The following is a 16,072-nucleotide window of genomic DNA, read 5'->3' on the forward strand; positions in this document are numbered from 1 at the left end:
CTCTCAGAACCTGGCAGCCAGGACGGCGATGAGTACGAGGACCGTTCCGGCCAGCATGTAGCCGGCGTAGGAGCGCACGTACCCGGACTCGGTGCGGCGGGTCAGGCGCCCCAGGGCGCCGGTGCCCGTGGCGGCGCCCTCGATGGCGCCGTCGACGACGTAGCGCTCGACGGCGTCGGTGGCCAGGACGAGTCCCTGGCCGGTGCGCATGGCCAGGGCCTCGTTGACGGCGTCCTGGTACATGTCCTTGCGGGCGGCCTCCACCAGCGGGTTGGTCGGCTGCAGGACGACGGGCACCGGGCGGCGCACGTACATCCACCAGGCCACGACGACCCCGACGACGACCAGGGCGAGGGTGGCGCCCATGATGACGGCGGCCGGCAGGACCGGCTCGCCGTGCTCGGCGTGGCCGGTGACCGGCTCCAGCCAGGTGACGAACATGTTGTCGTAGGTCAGCAGCCCGCCCAGGCCGGCGGAGAACACGGACAGGATGATCAGGGGCAGCGTCATGAGCCAGCCGGACTCGTGAGGGTGGACCTCGCCCTCCAGGTCCTTGTCCGTGGTCCAGCGCTGCCTGCCGTGGAAGATCATGAAGAACAGGCGGGACATGTAGAAGGCGGTCAGTCCGGCGCCCAACAGGGCGATGGTTCCCAGGATCCAGGGCTTGACGCCCTCACCGACGAAGGCGGCCTCGATGAGGCGGTCCTTGGACCAGAAGCCGGAGAAGGGCGGGACTCCCAGGATGGCGAGCCAGCCGATGCCCATGGTGACCCAGGTGATCGTCATGGCGCCGCGCAGGCCGCCGAAGCGGCGCATGTTGACCTGGTCGCTCATGGCGTGCATGACCGAGCCGGCCCCCAGGAAGAGCTGGGCCTTGAAGAATCCGTGGGTGAGCAGGTGGAAGATGGCGAAGGCGTAGCCGATCGGGCCGAGCCCGGCGCCCAGCATCATGTAGCCGATCTGGCTCATGGTGGAGGCGGCCAGGACCTTCTTCATGTCGTCCTTGGCGCTTCCGATGACGGCCCCCAGCAGCAGGGTGATGGCGCCGACGACGGCGACGGCCATCTGGGCGTCCGGGGCTCCCTCGAAGACGGCGGCGGAGCGGACCATGAGGTAGACGCCGGCGGTGACCATGGTGGCGGCGTGGATGAGGGCGGAGACCGGCGTGGGACCGGCCATGGCATCGCCCAGCCAGGCCTGGAGCGGGAACTGGGCGGACTTGCCGCAGGCCGCCAGGAGCAGGAAGAAACCGATGGCGGTGAGCCAGCCGGTGGACACCGAGCCGTCGAGGGCCGAGGCGGAGACGGCGTCGAAGGACACCGAGCTGACCTGGCCGACCATCGTCATCATGGCCAGCAGGAGGCCGAGGTCGCCCACACGGTTCATGATGAAGGCCTTCTTGGCGGCAGCGGCGTTCTCTCGGCTGGTGGCCTGCTCATCCTGGGGGGCGTCGGCGTCGGCCGTGTTCCAGAAGCCGATGAGCAGGTAGGAGGCCAGTCCCACGCCCTCCCAGCCGACGAAGAGCACGATGTAGGAGTCACCCAGCACCAGTGTGAGCATCGCGGCGATGAAGAGGTTGAGGTAGGCGAAGAAGCGGCGCCGGTCCCGATCGTGGGCCATGTAGGCCACTGAGTACAGGTGGATGAGGAAGCCGACGCAGGTCACCAGGGTCACGAAGGTCAGCGACAGCGGGTCCAGCCGCAGGCCGACGTCGATGCTCAGGTTGCCGGCGGCGAACCAGTGGTAGAGGGGCAGGCCGATGACTCGTTCCTCGGCGGGCAGGCCCAGGACCTGGAGCAGGATGCCCACACCGAGGCAGGCGGTGGCGAAGGCGGCGGCCAGGCCCAGCCAGTGGCCCCAGGTGTTGGAGCGGCGCCCGGCCAGCAGCAGGAAGGCGGCCGAGGCGGCGGGCACGGCGATGAGCAGCCAGGCCCAGGAGGCCAGGCCGGTGGCCTCGGTCAGGGGCGTCGCGACGGCGGTGACAGGAGCGGGAAGCATGTCGGTGGTCTCTCCCCTCAGTTCTTGAGCAGGTTCTCGTCGTCGACCGACGTGGACCTGCGGGTGCGGAAGATGGATACGACGATGCTCAGGCCCACCACGACCTCGGCGGCGGCCACCACCATGACGAAGAAGGCGAAGACCTGACCGGTGAGGTTGCCGTGGATCCGGGAGAAGGTCACCAGGACGAGGTTGACGGCGTTGAGCATGAGCTCAACCCCCATGAGCTCGATGATGGCGTTGCGGCGCAGCAGAACCGTGAGCGCCCCCAGGGTGAACAGAACCCCGGCCAGGATGATGTAGACGGCGATGGGGAGACTCACTTCTCCTCCTTCTGCTCAGGGGCGGCTGAGTCGGCTGCATCGTCGGCGCCCAGGACGGGCTGCTGGACGGCGGGCGCGGCGGCGCCGGGCATGCCGGACATGCCGGACATGCCGGAGCGGCCGGTGCGCTGGGAGCCGACGTCGCCGACGCCACCAACACTGCCCTGCCGGGAGACGATCGTCCCGGAGCGCTGGGCCAGGCCCATCTCCGGGGAGACGTCCGACAGCTCCAGTCCCTGGCCGCGGGCGCGCAGGACCCGGGGCACGGACTCCTCGACGGTCTCGCCGTCCGCGCCCAGGGCGGGGGCGGCGGCGGAGTTGGTGGAGGCGTAGACGCCGGGCATCGGCTTCTGGCCGGGGTGGACACCCTTGGAGGCGTAGGCCTGCATCTTGTTCGCGGCTACGCGGCGCTGGCTGAACCGGGCCCGGATCCGCTGGCGGTGGGTGAGGGTCAGGGCGCCGACGGCGGCGACGATGAGCAGGATGGCGGTCAGCTCCATGGTGACGACGTGGTCGTTGTAGAGCGTGACGGCCAGCAGATCTGGGGCGGCCTTGGCGCCGTCCTTGAGACCGGCCGGCGTCGGGAAGGCGGTGCGCCACACGACGGCGGTCAGGACGCCGGCCAGGCCGAGTCCCAGGAGGATGAGGAGCGGGCGTCTCATGACCGAGCCGGCGGCGCTGACCGGCTCGTCACCGCCGACGCCCACGAGCATGATGACGAACAGCACGAGGGTCATGACGGCGCCGGTGTAGACCACGATCTGGGTGATCCCCATGAAGGGCGACTCGTTGACGATGTAGAGGACGGCCAGCGAGATCATGATGCCGATCATGTTGATAGCGGCGGTCACGGCCCGCTTGGCGGTCAGGACGCCGATGCCGCAGGCCACGGTGACCAGGGCGACGACGCCGAACACGATGGCCTCCCCCAGCCCCAGGTGACCGTTTCCGGTCAGGGAGGCGGAGACTGCGCCGGGTGTCAGGAGGGCACTCATCGCACGGCCCCCTTCACGGTCTGCTTGGTGCCCCAGCCGGAGGTGGCGGAGGCGGCCTTGGCGCGGGCGCCGGACAGACTGGGGTCGTCGGGCCGCTGGGCGCGCACCCAGTCGATCTGGGCCTGGGTGGAGCCGGTGACCTGGCCGCGGTAGTAGTCGCCGTCCTCAGTGCCCTCGACCATGGGGTGGGGGGCGGCGACGGCGCCGTCGGGCACCGGGGCCAGGAGGTCCTCCTTCTCGTAGATGAGGCCCCCGCGGTCGGGACCGACGAGCTCATCGAAGTCGGTGGACATGGTCAGGGCCCGGGTGGGGCAGGCCTCGATGCACATGCCGCAGAAGATGCAGCGCAGGTAGTTGATCTGGTAGACGCGCCCGTAGCGCTCACCGGGCGAGTACTGGGCGCCGGGCTCGTTGGAGGCCGCCTCGACGTAGATCGCGTCGGCGGGGCAGGCCCAGGCGCACAGCTCGCAGCCGATGCACTTCTCCAGGCCGTCGTCGTAACGGTTGAGCCGGTGGCGGCCGTGGTAGCGGGGCATCACCTGGGGCGGCTCGAAGGGGTACTGCTCGGTGACCACCGGGCGGAACATCGAGGAGATGGTGACCCCGTATCCGGCCACGGGCGCGAAGGCCCGGGCCAGGGTGGAGGGAGCGTCGCGCAGCCAGTTGTCGTGCTGGGAGCCCCGGGAGCGGTTGGGGCGGCGATCAGTCATCTTTTCCCTCCTGGGGTGCCTCAGCGGCCTTGTCGGTGGCCTTGTCACTGGCCGAGTCGGCCTTGAGGTCAAGGGTGAAGGTGGGCAGGGCGGTGGCCGAGTCCGCACCGGCCCGGGGCGGAGCAGCCGCCTCGTCAGCGCCGGCTGAGTCGGGCGACTCGGCGGAGTCGGTCGCGTCGTCCTCCTCGCGGTCGTCGCGGTCCAGGAGGCCGACGGCGGTGACCGACCGGTCCTCGGAGTCATCGACGTCGGCGGCCAGGGCGGCGCGGCGGGCACGCGGCGAGGGCGGCAGGGACTCGCCCGGCAGCGGCGGGACGGGGAATCCCTCGAGGAAGGCGACGTGGTCGTCGTCAGCGCTCATGATCTCGACGTCGTCCCCGTCGTCGTACTCATCCTCGTCGTCGTAGAGCTCCTCCTCGTCCTCCTTGTCGGGGACGAGGAAGAGGATGAGCATGATGAGGCAGAAGACGACCGCCAGGGGCAGCAGCAGGGCCTGCACGGAGGCGCCGGAGAAGGTGCGGAAGGCGCGCACCACCGCGACCAGCACGAACCAGACCAGGGAGACGGGGATGAGGACCTTCCACCCCAGCTTCATGAAGTGGTCGTAGCGGATGCGCACTAAGGTGCCCCGGGTCCAGATCATGAAGAACATGACCGCCCAGACCTTGCCGATGAACCACAGCATCGGCCACCAGCCGGAGTTGGCGCCCTCCCAGAACAGGCTGAGGATGGTGGAGCGCCAGCCGCCCAGGAACAGGGTGACGCACACGGCCGAGACGTTGAACATGTTGATGTACTCGGCCAGGAAGTACCAGGCGAACTTCATCGAGGAGTACTCGACCATGTGGCCGGCGACGAGCTCGCCCTCGGCCTCGGGCAGGTCGAAGGGGAGGCGGTTGACCTCACCGACCATGGAGATGACGTAGATGATGAAGCTCGGCAGCATCGCCACCGCCCACCAGATCCGCTGCTGGGCACCGACGATCCCGGAGGTGGCCATGGTCCCCGAGGCCAGGAAGACCGTGAGGATGGACAGGCTCATGCTCAGCTCGTAGGAGATGACCTGCGCGGCGCTGCGCACGGCGCCGAAGAGCGGGTAGGTGGAGTGGGAGGACCAGCCGCCCAGGATGATGCCGTAGACGCCGAAGGCGGTGATGGCCAGGATGTAGAGGACCGCCACCGGGAAGTCGGTCAGCTGCAGGGGCGTGGAGTGGCCGAAGATGCTCACCTGCGGTCCGAAGGGGATGACCGCGTAGACCATGAAGGCGCTGAAGGCGGCGATGAGCGGGGCCAGGAGGTAGATGATCTTCTCGGCCCCCTTGAGCCAGAAGTCCTCCTTCATGATGAGCTTGCCGGCGTCGGCGATCGCCTGGAGCAGGCCGAACGGGCCGTTGACGTTGGGACCCAGGCGTGTCTGCATGCGGGCCAGGCCGCGTCGCTCCACCCACAGCGCCATGATGACGCTGACGATGAGGAAGGCGACGATGAAGACGGCCTTGATGAGGGTCAGCCACCAGGTCTCGGCGGAGAAGTCGGCGACCACGCCCCCGTTGGAGACGACGTCGTCGGCGGCGGCCTGGGCCATGTAGATCGGGTTCACCTCAATACCTCCGCTGCATGGGTCAGGGTGACCTGGGAGCCGTGACCGGCGCCCAGGGTCTGGTGGACGGTGGATCCGGCCGAGCACTCGGGCAGCCACACGGTTCCGTCGCTGACGCCGCCGACGACGGCCGGCAGGGTGATCGATCCGGTGGCGGTCGACACGGTCACCTCCTCACCGCCGCGCAGCGACAGGCGCTGAGCGAGGTCGGTGCCCACCCGGGCGATGGGGCGCAGGGCGGTGGCGGCCAGGAAGGGCTCGCCGTCCTGGAGGCGTCCGGCGTCGAGCATGGGCTTGTGGGTGGTCAGGCGCGCCTCCACGCCGCCGCCGACGATCGCCGCCTCGGCCGAGGTCGTCGGGGCACGGCCGAAGGCCACCGGCATGCGCCGTCCGCGCCACAGGCCCAGGGCGGCGAGCTGCTCGTGCAGCGTGACGAGGTCGTCGACCTGGAGGTCGACGCCCATCTCGTCGGCCAGCATCGCCAGGACCTGGCGGTCGGTGCGGGCCCGCGAGACGTGGGCCTGGCCGAAGGGGCGCACGCGCCCCTCCCAGTTGACGAAGGTGCCGTTCTTCTCCACGGCCGGAGCCACGGGCAGGACGACGTCGGCGTGCTCGCTGACCTCGCTGCGGCGCACCTCGAGCTGGACGGTGAAGCCGCTGGCGTCCAGGGCCGCGCGGGCCAGGCCCGGATCGGGGAAGTCGCGCAGGTCGATGCCGCCGACGATGGCGCCGCCCAGGGTTCCGTCCAGGAGGGCGGAGAGGATCCCGGTGGTGTCTCGGCCGAGCGACGTGGGCAGGAAGTGCTCGGGTCCCATGTTCCAGGCCCGCTCGACCTGGGCGCGGGCCTCGGGGTCGGCCACGGGGCGGCCGCCGGGCAGGAGGCCGGGCAGCAGGCCCGCCTCGATGCCGCCGCGCTCGCCGCTGCGGCGCGGGACCCAGGCCAGGTGGGCGCCGGTGGCGGTGGCCAGGGCGTCGGCGACGCTGAGCAGGCCGGGCACGCGGGCGGCGCGCTCACCGACGAGGATGGTGGCGCCGTCGGCCCGCAGGGCCTCGACGAGGACGGGGTGGGTCTGGCTGAGGTGGGCGACGACGCGGGCCTCCTCACCGGGGGGCGTGAGGATGGCCTGGGCGGAGAGCTTGCGGCTGCCGGCGCTCAGGCAGGTGGTCACGGTGGCCACGTTGACGCCGCCGGCGCGCACGCCCTTGCGCAGGCGCAGGAACAGCGAGCCGCACTCGTCCTCGGGCTCCAGGCCCAGGAGCAGGACCTGGCCGGCTGTCTCCAGGTGACGGTAGGTGACGGCGCCCAGGCCAGTGCCGGCTACCCGGGCGGCCAGGAAGGTGTCCTCCTCCAGGCTGTGGGTGCGCACGCGCTGGTCGATGTCGTTGGTGCCCAGGACGGTGCGGGCGAAGCGGCACCAGGCCCAGGCGTCCTCCAGGGTGAGGCGGCCGCCGGGCAGGAGACCCACTCCCCCGTCGGAGGCGGCGCGGGCCAGGCCCCGGGCGGCCACATCCAGGGCGTCGGACCAGGAGGTGGTGACGAGCTCGCCGGTCTCCTCGTCGCGCACGAGCGGCACGGTGAGGCGGTCGGGCTGGGAGGACCAGGTGAAGGCGAAGCGGTCCTTGTCGGTGATCCACTCCTCGTTGACCTCGGGGTCGTTGCCGGCCAGGTGGCGCAGGACGACGCCGCGGCGCATGTCGACGCGGATGGCCGAGCCGGAGGCGTCGTGCTCGGTGACGGAGTCGGTGGAGACCAGGTCCATGGGGCGGGCCCTAAAGCGGTACCTCGCCGAGGTCAGGGCGCCCACGGGGCAGATCTGGATGATGTTGCCGGAGAAGTAGGAGGCGAAGGGGCGCCCGGAGGCGTCCAGGTCCTCGCGCCCGGCGCCCAGGTCGGGGCCGTAGTCGGTGCCGTCGGAGGCACCGGGCTCGCCGCCGGGGCCGGTCAGGTCGCCCAGGGCGCTCAGGGACGGTACGCCGCGGATGGTCTGGAGGTCGGCGTCGACCGTCTGCTCGGCCGAGCCGCTGGAGAAGTCCAGGACGCGGGCGTCGAAGCGCCCGATCTGCTCGGAGTACAGGCCGCCGGCGTGCTCGGGGTGGCCGTCCATGTCGTAGGAGGGGTGGCCGCCGCCGCGTCCCTGGAGGGCGATGAAGGGGTCGCCGGGGATCTGGTCGGCGAAGCGCACGCAGCGCTGGCACAGGATGCAGCGGTCGCGGTCCAGCAGGATGTTGCTGGTCAGGCGCAGCGGCTTGGGGAAGGTGCGCTTGACGTCGGTGAAGCGGGTGGCGGACTGGGCGCCGGAGGCCATGAGCTCGAGGGCCTGGTTCTGCAGGGGGCACTCGCCGCCCTTGTCGCACACGGGGCAGTCCAGCGGGTGGTTGATGAGGAGGAACTCCATGGTGCCGGCCTGGGCCTTGGCGGCGACCTCGCTGGTGGCCTGGGTGGAGATCTCCATGCCCTCCATGGCGGTCATGGCGCAGGAGGGCTGGGGCTTGGGCATGGGCCGCACGACGCCGTCGCGCCCGGGCATGGCCACCTCCACCAGGCACTGGCGGCAGTTGGCCGACGGCGCGAGCAGCGGGTGGTCGCAGAAGCGCGGGATGCGCACGCCGACCTGCTCGGCGGCGCGGATGAGGAGGGTCCCCTTCTCGACCTCGACGGGGAGCCCGTCGATGGTCATGTGGACCATCTCCGGGGCCGGCGGAGCCGCCGGCGCGGAGCTCTTGGTGGTCGTCTCAGCAGTCATGGCTCACCGTGCGCTTTCGAAGACGGAGGAGGCGGCGTAGGGGAAGAGCTCACCGGCGGCGGCGGTGTAGCCGGCCTCGAACTCCTCGCGGAACCGCTTGATGCCGGTCAGGACCGGGGTGGCGGAGGCGTCGCCCAGGGCGCAGAAGGAGCGCCCGGCGATGTTGGAGGCGATGGACTCGAGCTTCTCGACGTCGCCGGGCAGTCCGCGTCCGGCCTCCAGGCGCAGCATGATCTGGCGCATCCAGTAGGTGCCCTCGCGGCAGGGGGTGCACTTGCCGCAGGACTCGTGCTGGTAGAACTCGGTCCAGCGGGTGACTACGCGCACCACGGAGACGGTCTCGTCGAAGACCTGCAGGGCACGGGTTCCCAGCATGGAGCCGGCCTCAGCCACGGACTCGTAATCCAGCGGGACGTCGAGCTCATCGGGGCCGAAGATCGGTGTCGAGGAGCCTCCCGGGACCCAGAACTTCAGCTCATGGCCGGGGCGGATGCCGCCGGAGAGCTCGATGAGCTCGCGCATCGTGATGCCGAAGGGGGCCTCGTACTGGCCGGGGCGGGCCACGTGCCCGGACACGGAGAAGATGCCGTGGCCCTTGGACTTCTCGGTACCCATGGTGGAGTACCACTGGGCGCCGCGGGCCAGGATCGCCGGGACCGAGGCGATGGTCTCGACGTTGTTGACCACCGTGGGGCGGGCGTAAAGGCCGGCGACGGCGGGGAAGGGCGGCTTGAGACGGGGGTGGCCGCGCCGGCCCTCCAGGGAGTCCAGCAGGGCGGTCTCCTCCCCGCAGATGTAGGCGCCGGCGCCGGCGTGCGCGGTGATGCGCAGGCGCTGCTGGCCGTCCAGACCGAAGCCGGTGTCCAGCAGGCCGGACTCGGTGGCCTCGCGCACGGCGCTGAGCAGGCGGCGATAGACGTGGGAGACCTCACCGCGCAGGTAGACGAAGGCATGGTCGCCGCCGATGGCCCGCGAGGTGATGGCGATGCCCTCGATGAGCGCCTGCGGGTTGGACAGGATCGTGGGGATGTCCTTGCAGGTACCCGGCTCGGACTCGTCGGCGTTGACCACGAGGTAGCGCGGGCCGCCGTCGACCGGGGGCAGGAAGGACCACTTCAGGCCGGTGGGGAACCCGGCGCCGCCGCGTCCGCGCAGGCCGGAGTCCTTGATGAGGGTGATGAGCTCCTCCGGGCTGAGCGACTTGGCCCTCTTGAGGCCCTCGTAGCCGCCGTGGTCGAGGTAGGTCCGCAGGGTCCAGGAGCGCTCCCGGTCCCACAGGTCGCTCAGGACCGGGGTGAGAGTGCCCGGCGCGGTGTAGGTGGCGGTGGCGCTCACTTGGACTCCTCCTTCGGCGCGGTCCAGCCGTGCTCGCGGGCGATGCGCAGGCCCCGCAGGGTCGGCTCGCCGGGGCCGCGTCCCTCGTCGGTGCGCCCGTCCTCGAAGCCGGCCAGAAGGCGCTCGTTCTCGCGGAAGGTGGGCACGGTCTCGGGCCCGCGGGTGGGGGCCACGTCCTCGCCGCGCTCGAGGGCCGAGATCATGGCGACGGCGGAGTCGGGGGTCTGATTGTCGAAGAACTCCCAGTTGACCATGACGACGGGGGCGTAGTCGCAGGCGGCGTTGCACTCGATGCGCTCGAGGCTGATGGTGCCGTCATCGCTGGTCTCCTCGGCGCCCAGGCCGGTGTGCTCGGTGACGGCCGTCCAGATCTCGTCCCCGCCCATGACGGCGCACAGGGCGTTGGTGCACACGCCCACGTGGTAGGTGCCGGCGGGGTGGCGGCGGAACTGACTGTAGAAGGTGGCCACGGCGCTGACCTCGGCGCGGTCCAGGCCCAGCCGGGCGGCGCACAGGGCGATGCCGGCCGGTGAGACGTAGCCGTCCACGGACTGGATGAGGTGGAGCATCGGGATGAGGGCGCTGCGCTCCTTGCCCGCCGGATAGCGGGCGATGATCCGCTCGATGTCGACCTGGAGGCCCTGAGCGACGTCGGGGCTGTATCCGGCGGCGACGGCGGCGGCCGCGACGGCGCCCGCCGGGTCCACCGCGCTGACGGTGGCGATGGTCTCGACGGCCGGGTTGACTGCGTTCTCAGTGGTGCTCATCAGCGGTCCACGCCTCCCAGGACGGGGTCGATGGAGGCCAGGGTGGGCACGAGGTCGGCGATCATGCCGCCCTCGCCCATCAGGGCCAGCGACTGCAGGTTGGAGAAGGAGGGGTCACGGAAGTGGACCCGGTAGGGGCGGGTGCCGCCGTCGGAGACGGCGTGGATGCCCAGGACCCCCTTGGCGTGCTCCACGGTCTGGTAGACCTGCCCGGCCGGGACCCGGAAGCCCTGGGTCACCAGCTTGAAGTGGTGGATGAGGGACTCCATGGACGAGCCCATGATCTCACGCACGTGCTCGAGGGACTGGCCCTGACCGTCGGTGGCGATGGCCATGCGGGCGGGCCAGGCGATGGTCGGGTCGTCCACCATCGTGGTGTTGGAGGGGTCGTCGCCGCGGGCGGAGATCTCGTCGAGGCGGTCCAGGCACTGGGAGACGATCTTGAGGGACTCGTAGGCCTCGTCGAGCCGGATCCGCAGGCGGTTGTAGCAGTCGGAGACCTTGTAGGTGGGGACCCGGAAGTCGTAGGTCTCGTAGCCGCAGTAGGGGTTGGTGCGCCGCAGGTCCAGGGGGTAGCCGGCCGCGCGCAGGCACGGGCCGGTCAGTCCGAGGGCGAGCCCACCGGCCAGGCTGATCTCGCCCACGCCGATGAAGCGGGACTTGAGGATCGGGTTCTCCATGAGCAGCAGCTCGAGCTCGTGGATGTCGTGCTTGATGTCGGGCATGACCGAGCGCACGAACTCGGTGAAGCCCTCGGGAATGTCCTGGGCCAGGCCCCCGGGGCGGACGTAGGCGTGGTTCATGCGCAGCCCGGAGACCATCTCGAAGGCCTTGAGGATGTTCTCACGGCAGCGGAAGGCGATGGTCATGAGCGTGGTACCGCCCATCTCGTTGCCCCCGGTGCCCACGGCTACGACGTGGGAGGCGATGCGGTTGAGCTCCATGAGCAGCACGCGGGTGACGGTGGCCTTCTCGGGGACGTCGTCGGTGATGCCCAGGAGCTTCTCGACGGCGAGCGCATAGCCGACCTCCTGGAAGAAGGGTGCCACGTAGTCCATACGGGTCACGAAGGTCTCGCCCTGGACCCAGGTGCGGTACTCCATGTTCTTCTCGATGCCGGTGTGCAGGTAGCCGGTACCGACACGGACCTCGGTGACGACCTCGCCGTCGGCCTCCAGGACCAGGCGCAGCACGCCGTGGGTGGAGGGGTGGACCGGGCCCATGTTGAGCACGATGCGGTCGTTGCGAAGGCGGTCGGCCTCGTCGCGCTCGGCGATCTGGGCGACGACGTCGTCCCAGTCCCCGCCGCTGACGGTGAACTGCTCGGCGCCGGCGGACAGGTCGTCCGTGGCGGGGCCGGAGGCACGGAAAGTGCGTGTGGTGCTCATCAGCGGTAGGACCTCCGGGTGTCGGCGGGCGGGGTCTGGGCGCCCTTGTACTCGACGGGGATGCCGCCCAGCGGGTAGTCCTTACGCTGGGGGTGGCCCACCCAGTCGTCGGGCATGGCGGTGCGGGTCAGGTGGGGGTGGCCGTCGAAGACGATGCCCATGAGGTCCCAGGTCTCGCGCTCGTGCCAGTCGTTACCGGGGTAGACCGAGACGATGGAGGGCACGTGCGGGTCGGAGACGGAGCAGGCAACCTGGAGGCGCAGCTGGCGCCCGCCGTGGGTCAGGCTCATGAACTCGATGCACGCGTGCAGCTCGCGGCCGGCCAGCTGGGGGTAGTGGACGCCGCTGACGCCCAGGCACAGCTCGAAGCGCAGGTCCTGGTCGTCGCGCAGGGGCCGCACGACGTCGAGCAGGTGCTCGCGGGCGATGAACAGGGTGAGCTCGTCGTGCTCGATGACGACCTTCTCGATGGCGGCGGCCGGGTCGACGCCGGCGTCCTGGAGGTCCTCGATGAGGGCGTCGACGACGCCGTCGAACCAGCCTCCGTAGGGGCGTACGGCGGCGGGGGCGAGGGTGACGACGCTGCGGTGCTCGCCGTAGCCGGTGGTGTCGCCGGCGTCGGAGGCGCCGAACTGCCCGGTGGGGGCGGCGATGACCTCCAGGCGCAGCTCGGGGCGCACGGGGGTGCCGGCGACCTCGGGGACGGCGGGGACCGCTGGGACCTCGGGGATCTCGGGCAGGGCGTCGGAGCCGTGTTCCCGGTGGACATCTACCTGCCCGGCTGCCCGCCCCGCCCCGAGATGCTCCTCAACGCCATGCTCGAGCTCACCCGCCAGATCGAGAAGAAGCCGCTGTTCAAGCACCGCGAGGAGATCGCCCGCGCCGTCGAGGCCGCCGCCCTGTCCGCCACCCCCACCCATGAGATGAAGGGCCTGCTGGCATGAGTGAGAAGAACGCTCCGGCACACGGCTCCGACGCCCTGCCCGAGGAGGCGCAGGCGCCCATGGAGATGACCCACTTCGGCTCGGGCATGGAGTCGTAGACGTTGCGCACGATCGGTGCCATCTTGTGGGAGACGCGGCCCGAGACGATCATGACGTCGGCGTGGCGCGGGGAGGCCCGGAAGACCTCCCAGCCGAAGCGGGCCATGTCGAAGCGGGGCGTGCCGGCGGCCATCATCTCGATGGCGCAGCAGGCCAGACCCATGGTGACGGGCCACATGGAGCGGGCCTGGGCGAGGCCCGCGAGCTTCTCAACGGTGGTCAGCAGGAAGCCGGGGCTGTCCACCTCGGCGGCAGCGGCCGCGTAGGGGTCGTTGCGCTTGGAAGGGATGGACGCCATGAAGGCGTTGTGCTTTTTCATGCTCTTCACTGCTGTGTACTCCTTGAGATCGTCAGGGCCGCGTGCCGCCCGCAGGGCCCGTCGCTGGTGCCTCGTACTCGGTCCGTCTGCCTCAGTCCCAGTCCAGTCCGCCGCGGCGCCACTCGAGAATGTAGGGCACGGTGATGAGGCCGATGAACAGGACGGCGGCGCCCAGTCCGAAGAACCCCAGACGCCCGAAGGCCGTGGCCCAGGGGTAGAGGAAGACCACCTCGACGTCGAAGATGATGAAGGTCATGCCAACCAGGTAGAAGGAGACGGGGAAGCGCCCGTACTCGGTGTTGGCGGGGGTGGGGTCGATGCCGCACTCGTAGTTGGCGACCTTGACCCGGTTGCGCCGGGTGGGGCTGATGATAGCGCTCATGGCCAGGCCGCCGATCGCGACCACGAGAGCCAGTGCGGCCATGATGAGCAGGGAGGCGTAGGGGTTCATGCTTCCGGCACCATCCTTGTCAGGAGCTGGATGAAGTGGTCGATTCCGTCGCCGCCGCGACGCTCCCACCCGTCGGACAGGAGCTTGGTGACAACCTTCATGAGGCGCTTGCGCGGCAGCCCGTAGCGGGTGCACAGGCGCATGACCTCGGGGTGCTCGATGAGGGCGACGAAGACGCGCCCGAGCGTGTAGTAGCCGCCCATCTCGGCGCTGAGCGCCTTGGGGTACTGGGCCAGGACCTGTTCGCGGCCCGACGTCGTGGAGCGGGCGGCGGCCTGCGCGGCGGCCTGGGCGGCCAGGCGACCGGACAGGAGGGCCTGGGCGATGCCCTCGCCGTTGAAGGGAGAGACCATGCCGCCGGCGTCGCCGAGCAGCATGAGGCCGTCGGCGTAATGGGGCTTGCGGTTGAAGGCCATGGGCAGGGCGGCACTGACCAGGCCGCCGACCTGGTTCTCCTTGGTGAAGCCCCAGGAGGCCGGGACATTGTCCATCCAGCGGTTGAACACGGCCCGGTAGTCGATGGCGGTGGCCGCGGCGCGCGAGGAGACCGAGCCGAGCCCCACATTGACCAGCCCCTCCCCCACGGACCAGATCCACCCGTAGCCGGGCAGGAGGTCGGACTGGCCGGGCTTGCCGTCCCACAGCTCGAGGCGCGACTCCATCCAGGCGTCCTTGGAGCGCGGGGAGCGGAAGTAAGCGCGCACGGCCACCCCCATGGGGCGGCGCTCGTTCTTGGTGCGCCCGACAGCGGTGGCCAGGCGGGCCGAGACCCCTCCGGCGTCAACGACCAGGGGGGCGGTGAAGGTCGTGGGCCCCTCGATGCCGGGGTAGGCGACCCGGTTGGTGGGGCGGGCCTCGACGCCGGTGACCCGCCCGGTGGGCGAGGTGACGGGACCGGTGACGGTCACACCGGTCAGCAGGCGGGCGCCGGCCGCGGCGGCGTGCTCGGCCAGGTCCCGATCGAGAAGGGCTCGCGGGCGGGCCATCCCGTAGGAGGGGAAGGATGCCTGCTCGGGCCAGGGGAAGTGGAGGACGTGCCCGCCCCCGATGACGCGCAGACCGCGGTTGCGCTGCCAGCCGGAGGTGTCCACTCCCATGGAGACGAGCTCGCGCACGGCCGAGGGGGTCAGTCCGTCGCCGCAGACCTTGTCCCGGCCGAGCTCCTGCTTCTCCAGGAGGATGACGTCGAGGCCGAGGGTGGCCATGTGGAAGGCTGCCGAGGAGCCAGCGGGGCCGGCGCCGACGACGATGACGTCGGCTGCGGTGGAGGCGCTGGACTGGGCGGCTGCCTGAGTCACTCGGGCTCCCCTCCTCGGTGCGTCTGGTACGGCAGGTGTTGTCATAGGCATCACAGTTGGCACCGTAATGCAGCCCCGAGGCGGCCGGGGCCTGTGCCGACTGTACCCAGGGGGCGCTCGCCTCTTGGACGACACCGCCCCCGGAAGCGCTGACCAGGGGTTTTCGTTGCTGTGACGGCAATGATTCAGCGAGGCGACGAAGCGGCGGCATGCCGCGCCGTTCCGGAATTACGCTGCGAGGGAGTGACGAATTTCAACATCGTCGGACGGGACCTGTGTCCTACTCCGTCAGGGGAGCTCACCGCCGCACCTGCGACGGGGCTCCACGGCGCTGCCGCGGCCGGGATTTGCGATGATGATCCCCATGAGCCAATCCCCTCTTCGAGCCACCCTCGCCAAGGACCCGCGCGAGGTCGCCGGGATGTTCGACGCCGTCGCGCGCCGGTACGACCTGTCCAATGACGTCATGAGCCTGTTCCAGGTGCACATGTGGCGCCGGGTGACGCGCGCGGCCGTGGCCGCCGGACCGGGGATGCGTGTCCTGGACCTGGCTGCGGGGACCGGGACCTCCTCAGTGGAGTACGCCGCCGACGGCGCCGAGGTCGTGGCTTGCGACTTCTCCACCGGCATGGTCGCCGAGGGCAAGCGCCGCCACCCCGAGATCGCCTTCGTGGCCGGGGACGCCACGGCTCTGCCCTTCGCCGATGAGACCTTCGACGTCGTCACCATCTCCTACGGGCTGCGCAACGTGCAGGACACGGCGCGGGCGCTGGCGGAGATGCACCGGGTGACGGTCCCGGGCGGGAGGATCGTCATCGCCGAGTTCTCCACCCCGGTCTGGCCCGTCTTCCGCCGCCTGTACCGCTTCTATCTGGGCAGCGCCCTGCCCACCACGGCACGCCTGATCTCGTCGAACACTGAGGCTTACGACTACCTGGGCGAGTCGATCCTGGCCTGGCCGGACCAGAGGGAGCTGGCCGGGCTCATGCACGAGGCCGGTTGGCGGGGTGTGGGCTACAAGAACCTCTCCGGTGGGATCGTCGCCGTCCACCGCGCCACTCGGGCCGCCCGTCCCCGAGATGAGGAGCAGTGAGAGCCGAC

The 16,072-nt window shown here is 70.5% G+C and carries 13 protein-coding genes and 2 pseudogenes; 2 read left to right on the plus strand and 13 right to left on the minus strand.

Going from position 1 to position 16,072, the window contains the following annotated elements; all coding sequences use genetic code 11:
* Nucleotides 1–3 precede the first annotated feature (3 nt).
* Genes nuoL through BQ8008_RS08505 form a run of 10 tightly spaced genes read right to left on the minus strand, consistent with a single transcriptional unit; the run spans nt 4 to nt 12,600 of the window.
* Complete coding sequence (gene nuoL / locus BQ8008_RS08460) at nt 4–1,998, minus strand: NADH-quinone oxidoreductase subunit L (protein ID WP_108833631.1); 1,995 nt, start codon at nt 1,996–1,998, stop codon at nt 4–6.
* Nucleotides 1,999–2,015: 17 nt separating this feature from the next.
* Nucleotides 2,016–2,321, minus strand: coding sequence for an NADH-quinone oxidoreductase subunit NuoK (gene nuoK, locus BQ8008_RS08465; protein ID WP_108833632.1), 306 nt, complete (start codon nt 2,319–2,321; stop codon nt 2,016–2,018).
* Nucleotides 2,318–3,316 carry an NADH-quinone oxidoreductase subunit J gene (locus tag BQ8008_RS08470; protein ID WP_108833633.1) on the minus strand — a complete coding sequence of 333 codons (999 nt, stop codon included), beginning with the start codon at nt 3,314–3,316 and terminating at the stop codon, nt 2,318–2,320. Before BQ8008_RS08470 ends, nuoK begins: the two co-directional genes overlap by 4 nt.
* Nucleotides 3,313–4,026 carry an NADH-quinone oxidoreductase subunit NuoI gene (gene nuoI, locus BQ8008_RS08475; protein WP_108833634.1) on the minus strand — a complete coding sequence of 238 codons (714 nt, stop codon included), beginning with the start codon at nt 4,024–4,026 and terminating at the stop codon, nt 3,313–3,315. Before nuoI ends, BQ8008_RS08470 begins: the two co-directional genes overlap by 4 nt.
* Complete coding sequence (gene nuoH / locus BQ8008_RS08480) at nt 4,019–5,611, minus strand: NADH-quinone oxidoreductase subunit NuoH (protein ID WP_108834808.1); 1,593 nt, start codon at nt 5,609–5,611, stop codon at nt 4,019–4,021. The genes nuoI and nuoH overlap by 8 nt, the downstream gene beginning before the upstream one ends.
* A gap of 11 nt (nt 5,612–5,622) precedes the next feature.
* Nucleotides 5,623–8,370, minus strand: a complete 2,748-nt coding sequence (locus BQ8008_RS08485) for an NADH-quinone oxidoreductase subunit G (protein WP_108833635.1) — start codon at nt 8,368–8,370, stop codon at nt 5,623–5,625.
* A 3-nt stretch (nt 8,371–8,373) separates the two neighbouring features.
* Nucleotides 8,374–9,705, minus strand: coding sequence for an NADH-quinone oxidoreductase subunit NuoF (gene nuoF / locus BQ8008_RS08490; protein WP_108833636.1), 1,332 nt, complete (start codon nt 9,703–9,705; stop codon nt 8,374–8,376).
* Entirely contained in the window at nt 9,702–10,472 is a 771-nt protein-coding gene (nuoE, locus tag BQ8008_RS08495) for an NADH-quinone oxidoreductase subunit NuoE (protein WP_108833637.1), read from the minus strand. Before nuoE ends, nuoF begins: the two co-directional genes overlap by 4 nt.
* Entirely contained in the window at nt 10,472–11,860 is a 1,389-nt protein-coding gene (locus BQ8008_RS08500) for an NADH-quinone oxidoreductase subunit D (RefSeq protein ID WP_108833638.1), read from the minus strand. The genes nuoE and BQ8008_RS08500 overlap by 1 nt, the downstream gene beginning before the upstream one ends.
* Entirely contained in the window at nt 11,860–12,600 is a 741-nt protein-coding gene (locus tag BQ8008_RS08505; protein ID WP_108834810.1) for an NADH-quinone oxidoreductase subunit C, read from the minus strand. The genes BQ8008_RS08500 and BQ8008_RS08505 overlap by 1 nt, the downstream gene beginning before the upstream one ends.
* Nucleotides 12,601–12,615: 15 nt before the next feature.
* Between BQ8008_RS08505 and BQ8008_RS14130 the strand changes: the two are divergent.
* Nucleotides 12,616–12,804, plus strand: a pseudogene (locus BQ8008_RS14130) (NADH-quinone oxidoreductase subunit B); the annotation flags it as partial.
* A 37-nt stretch (nt 12,805–12,841) separates the two neighbouring features.
* Here BQ8008_RS14130 and BQ8008_RS08515 read toward each other — a convergent pair.
* The 3 genes and pseudogenes from BQ8008_RS08515 to BQ8008_RS08525 all read right to left on the minus strand — a co-directional run.
* A pseudogene (locus tag BQ8008_RS08515) lies at nt 12,842–13,222 on the minus strand (NADH-quinone oxidoreductase subunit B); the annotation flags it as partial.
* Nucleotides 13,223–13,313: 91 nt separating this feature from the next.
* Entirely contained in the window at nt 13,314–13,673 is a 360-nt protein-coding gene (gene ndhC / locus BQ8008_RS08520; protein WP_108833639.1) for an NADH-quinone oxidoreductase subunit A, read from the minus strand.
* Nucleotides 13,670–14,971 carry a geranylgeranyl reductase family protein gene (locus BQ8008_RS08525; protein WP_108833640.1) on the minus strand — a complete coding sequence of 434 codons (1,302 nt, stop codon included), beginning with the start codon at nt 14,969–14,971 and terminating at the stop codon, nt 13,670–13,672. Before BQ8008_RS08525 ends, ndhC begins: the two co-directional genes overlap by 4 nt.
* 364 nt (nt 14,972–15,335) lie before the next feature.
* Here BQ8008_RS08525 and BQ8008_RS08530 point away from each other — a divergent pair, with 364 nt between their 5' ends.
* The gene (locus BQ8008_RS08530; RefSeq protein ID WP_108833641.1) at nt 15,336–16,064 is read left to right on the plus strand and encodes a demethylmenaquinone methyltransferase; all 729 of its coding nucleotides are present in this window, start codon (nt 15,336–15,338) and stop codon (nt 16,062–16,064) included.
* The last annotated feature ends 8 nt before the right edge of the window (nt 16,065–16,072 follow it).

Origin of the sequence: Actinomyces sp. Marseille-P3109, assembly GCF_900323545.1 — a bacterium.
Lineage (GTDB): Bacteria > Actinomycetota > Actinomycetes > Actinomycetales > Actinomycetaceae > Actinomyces.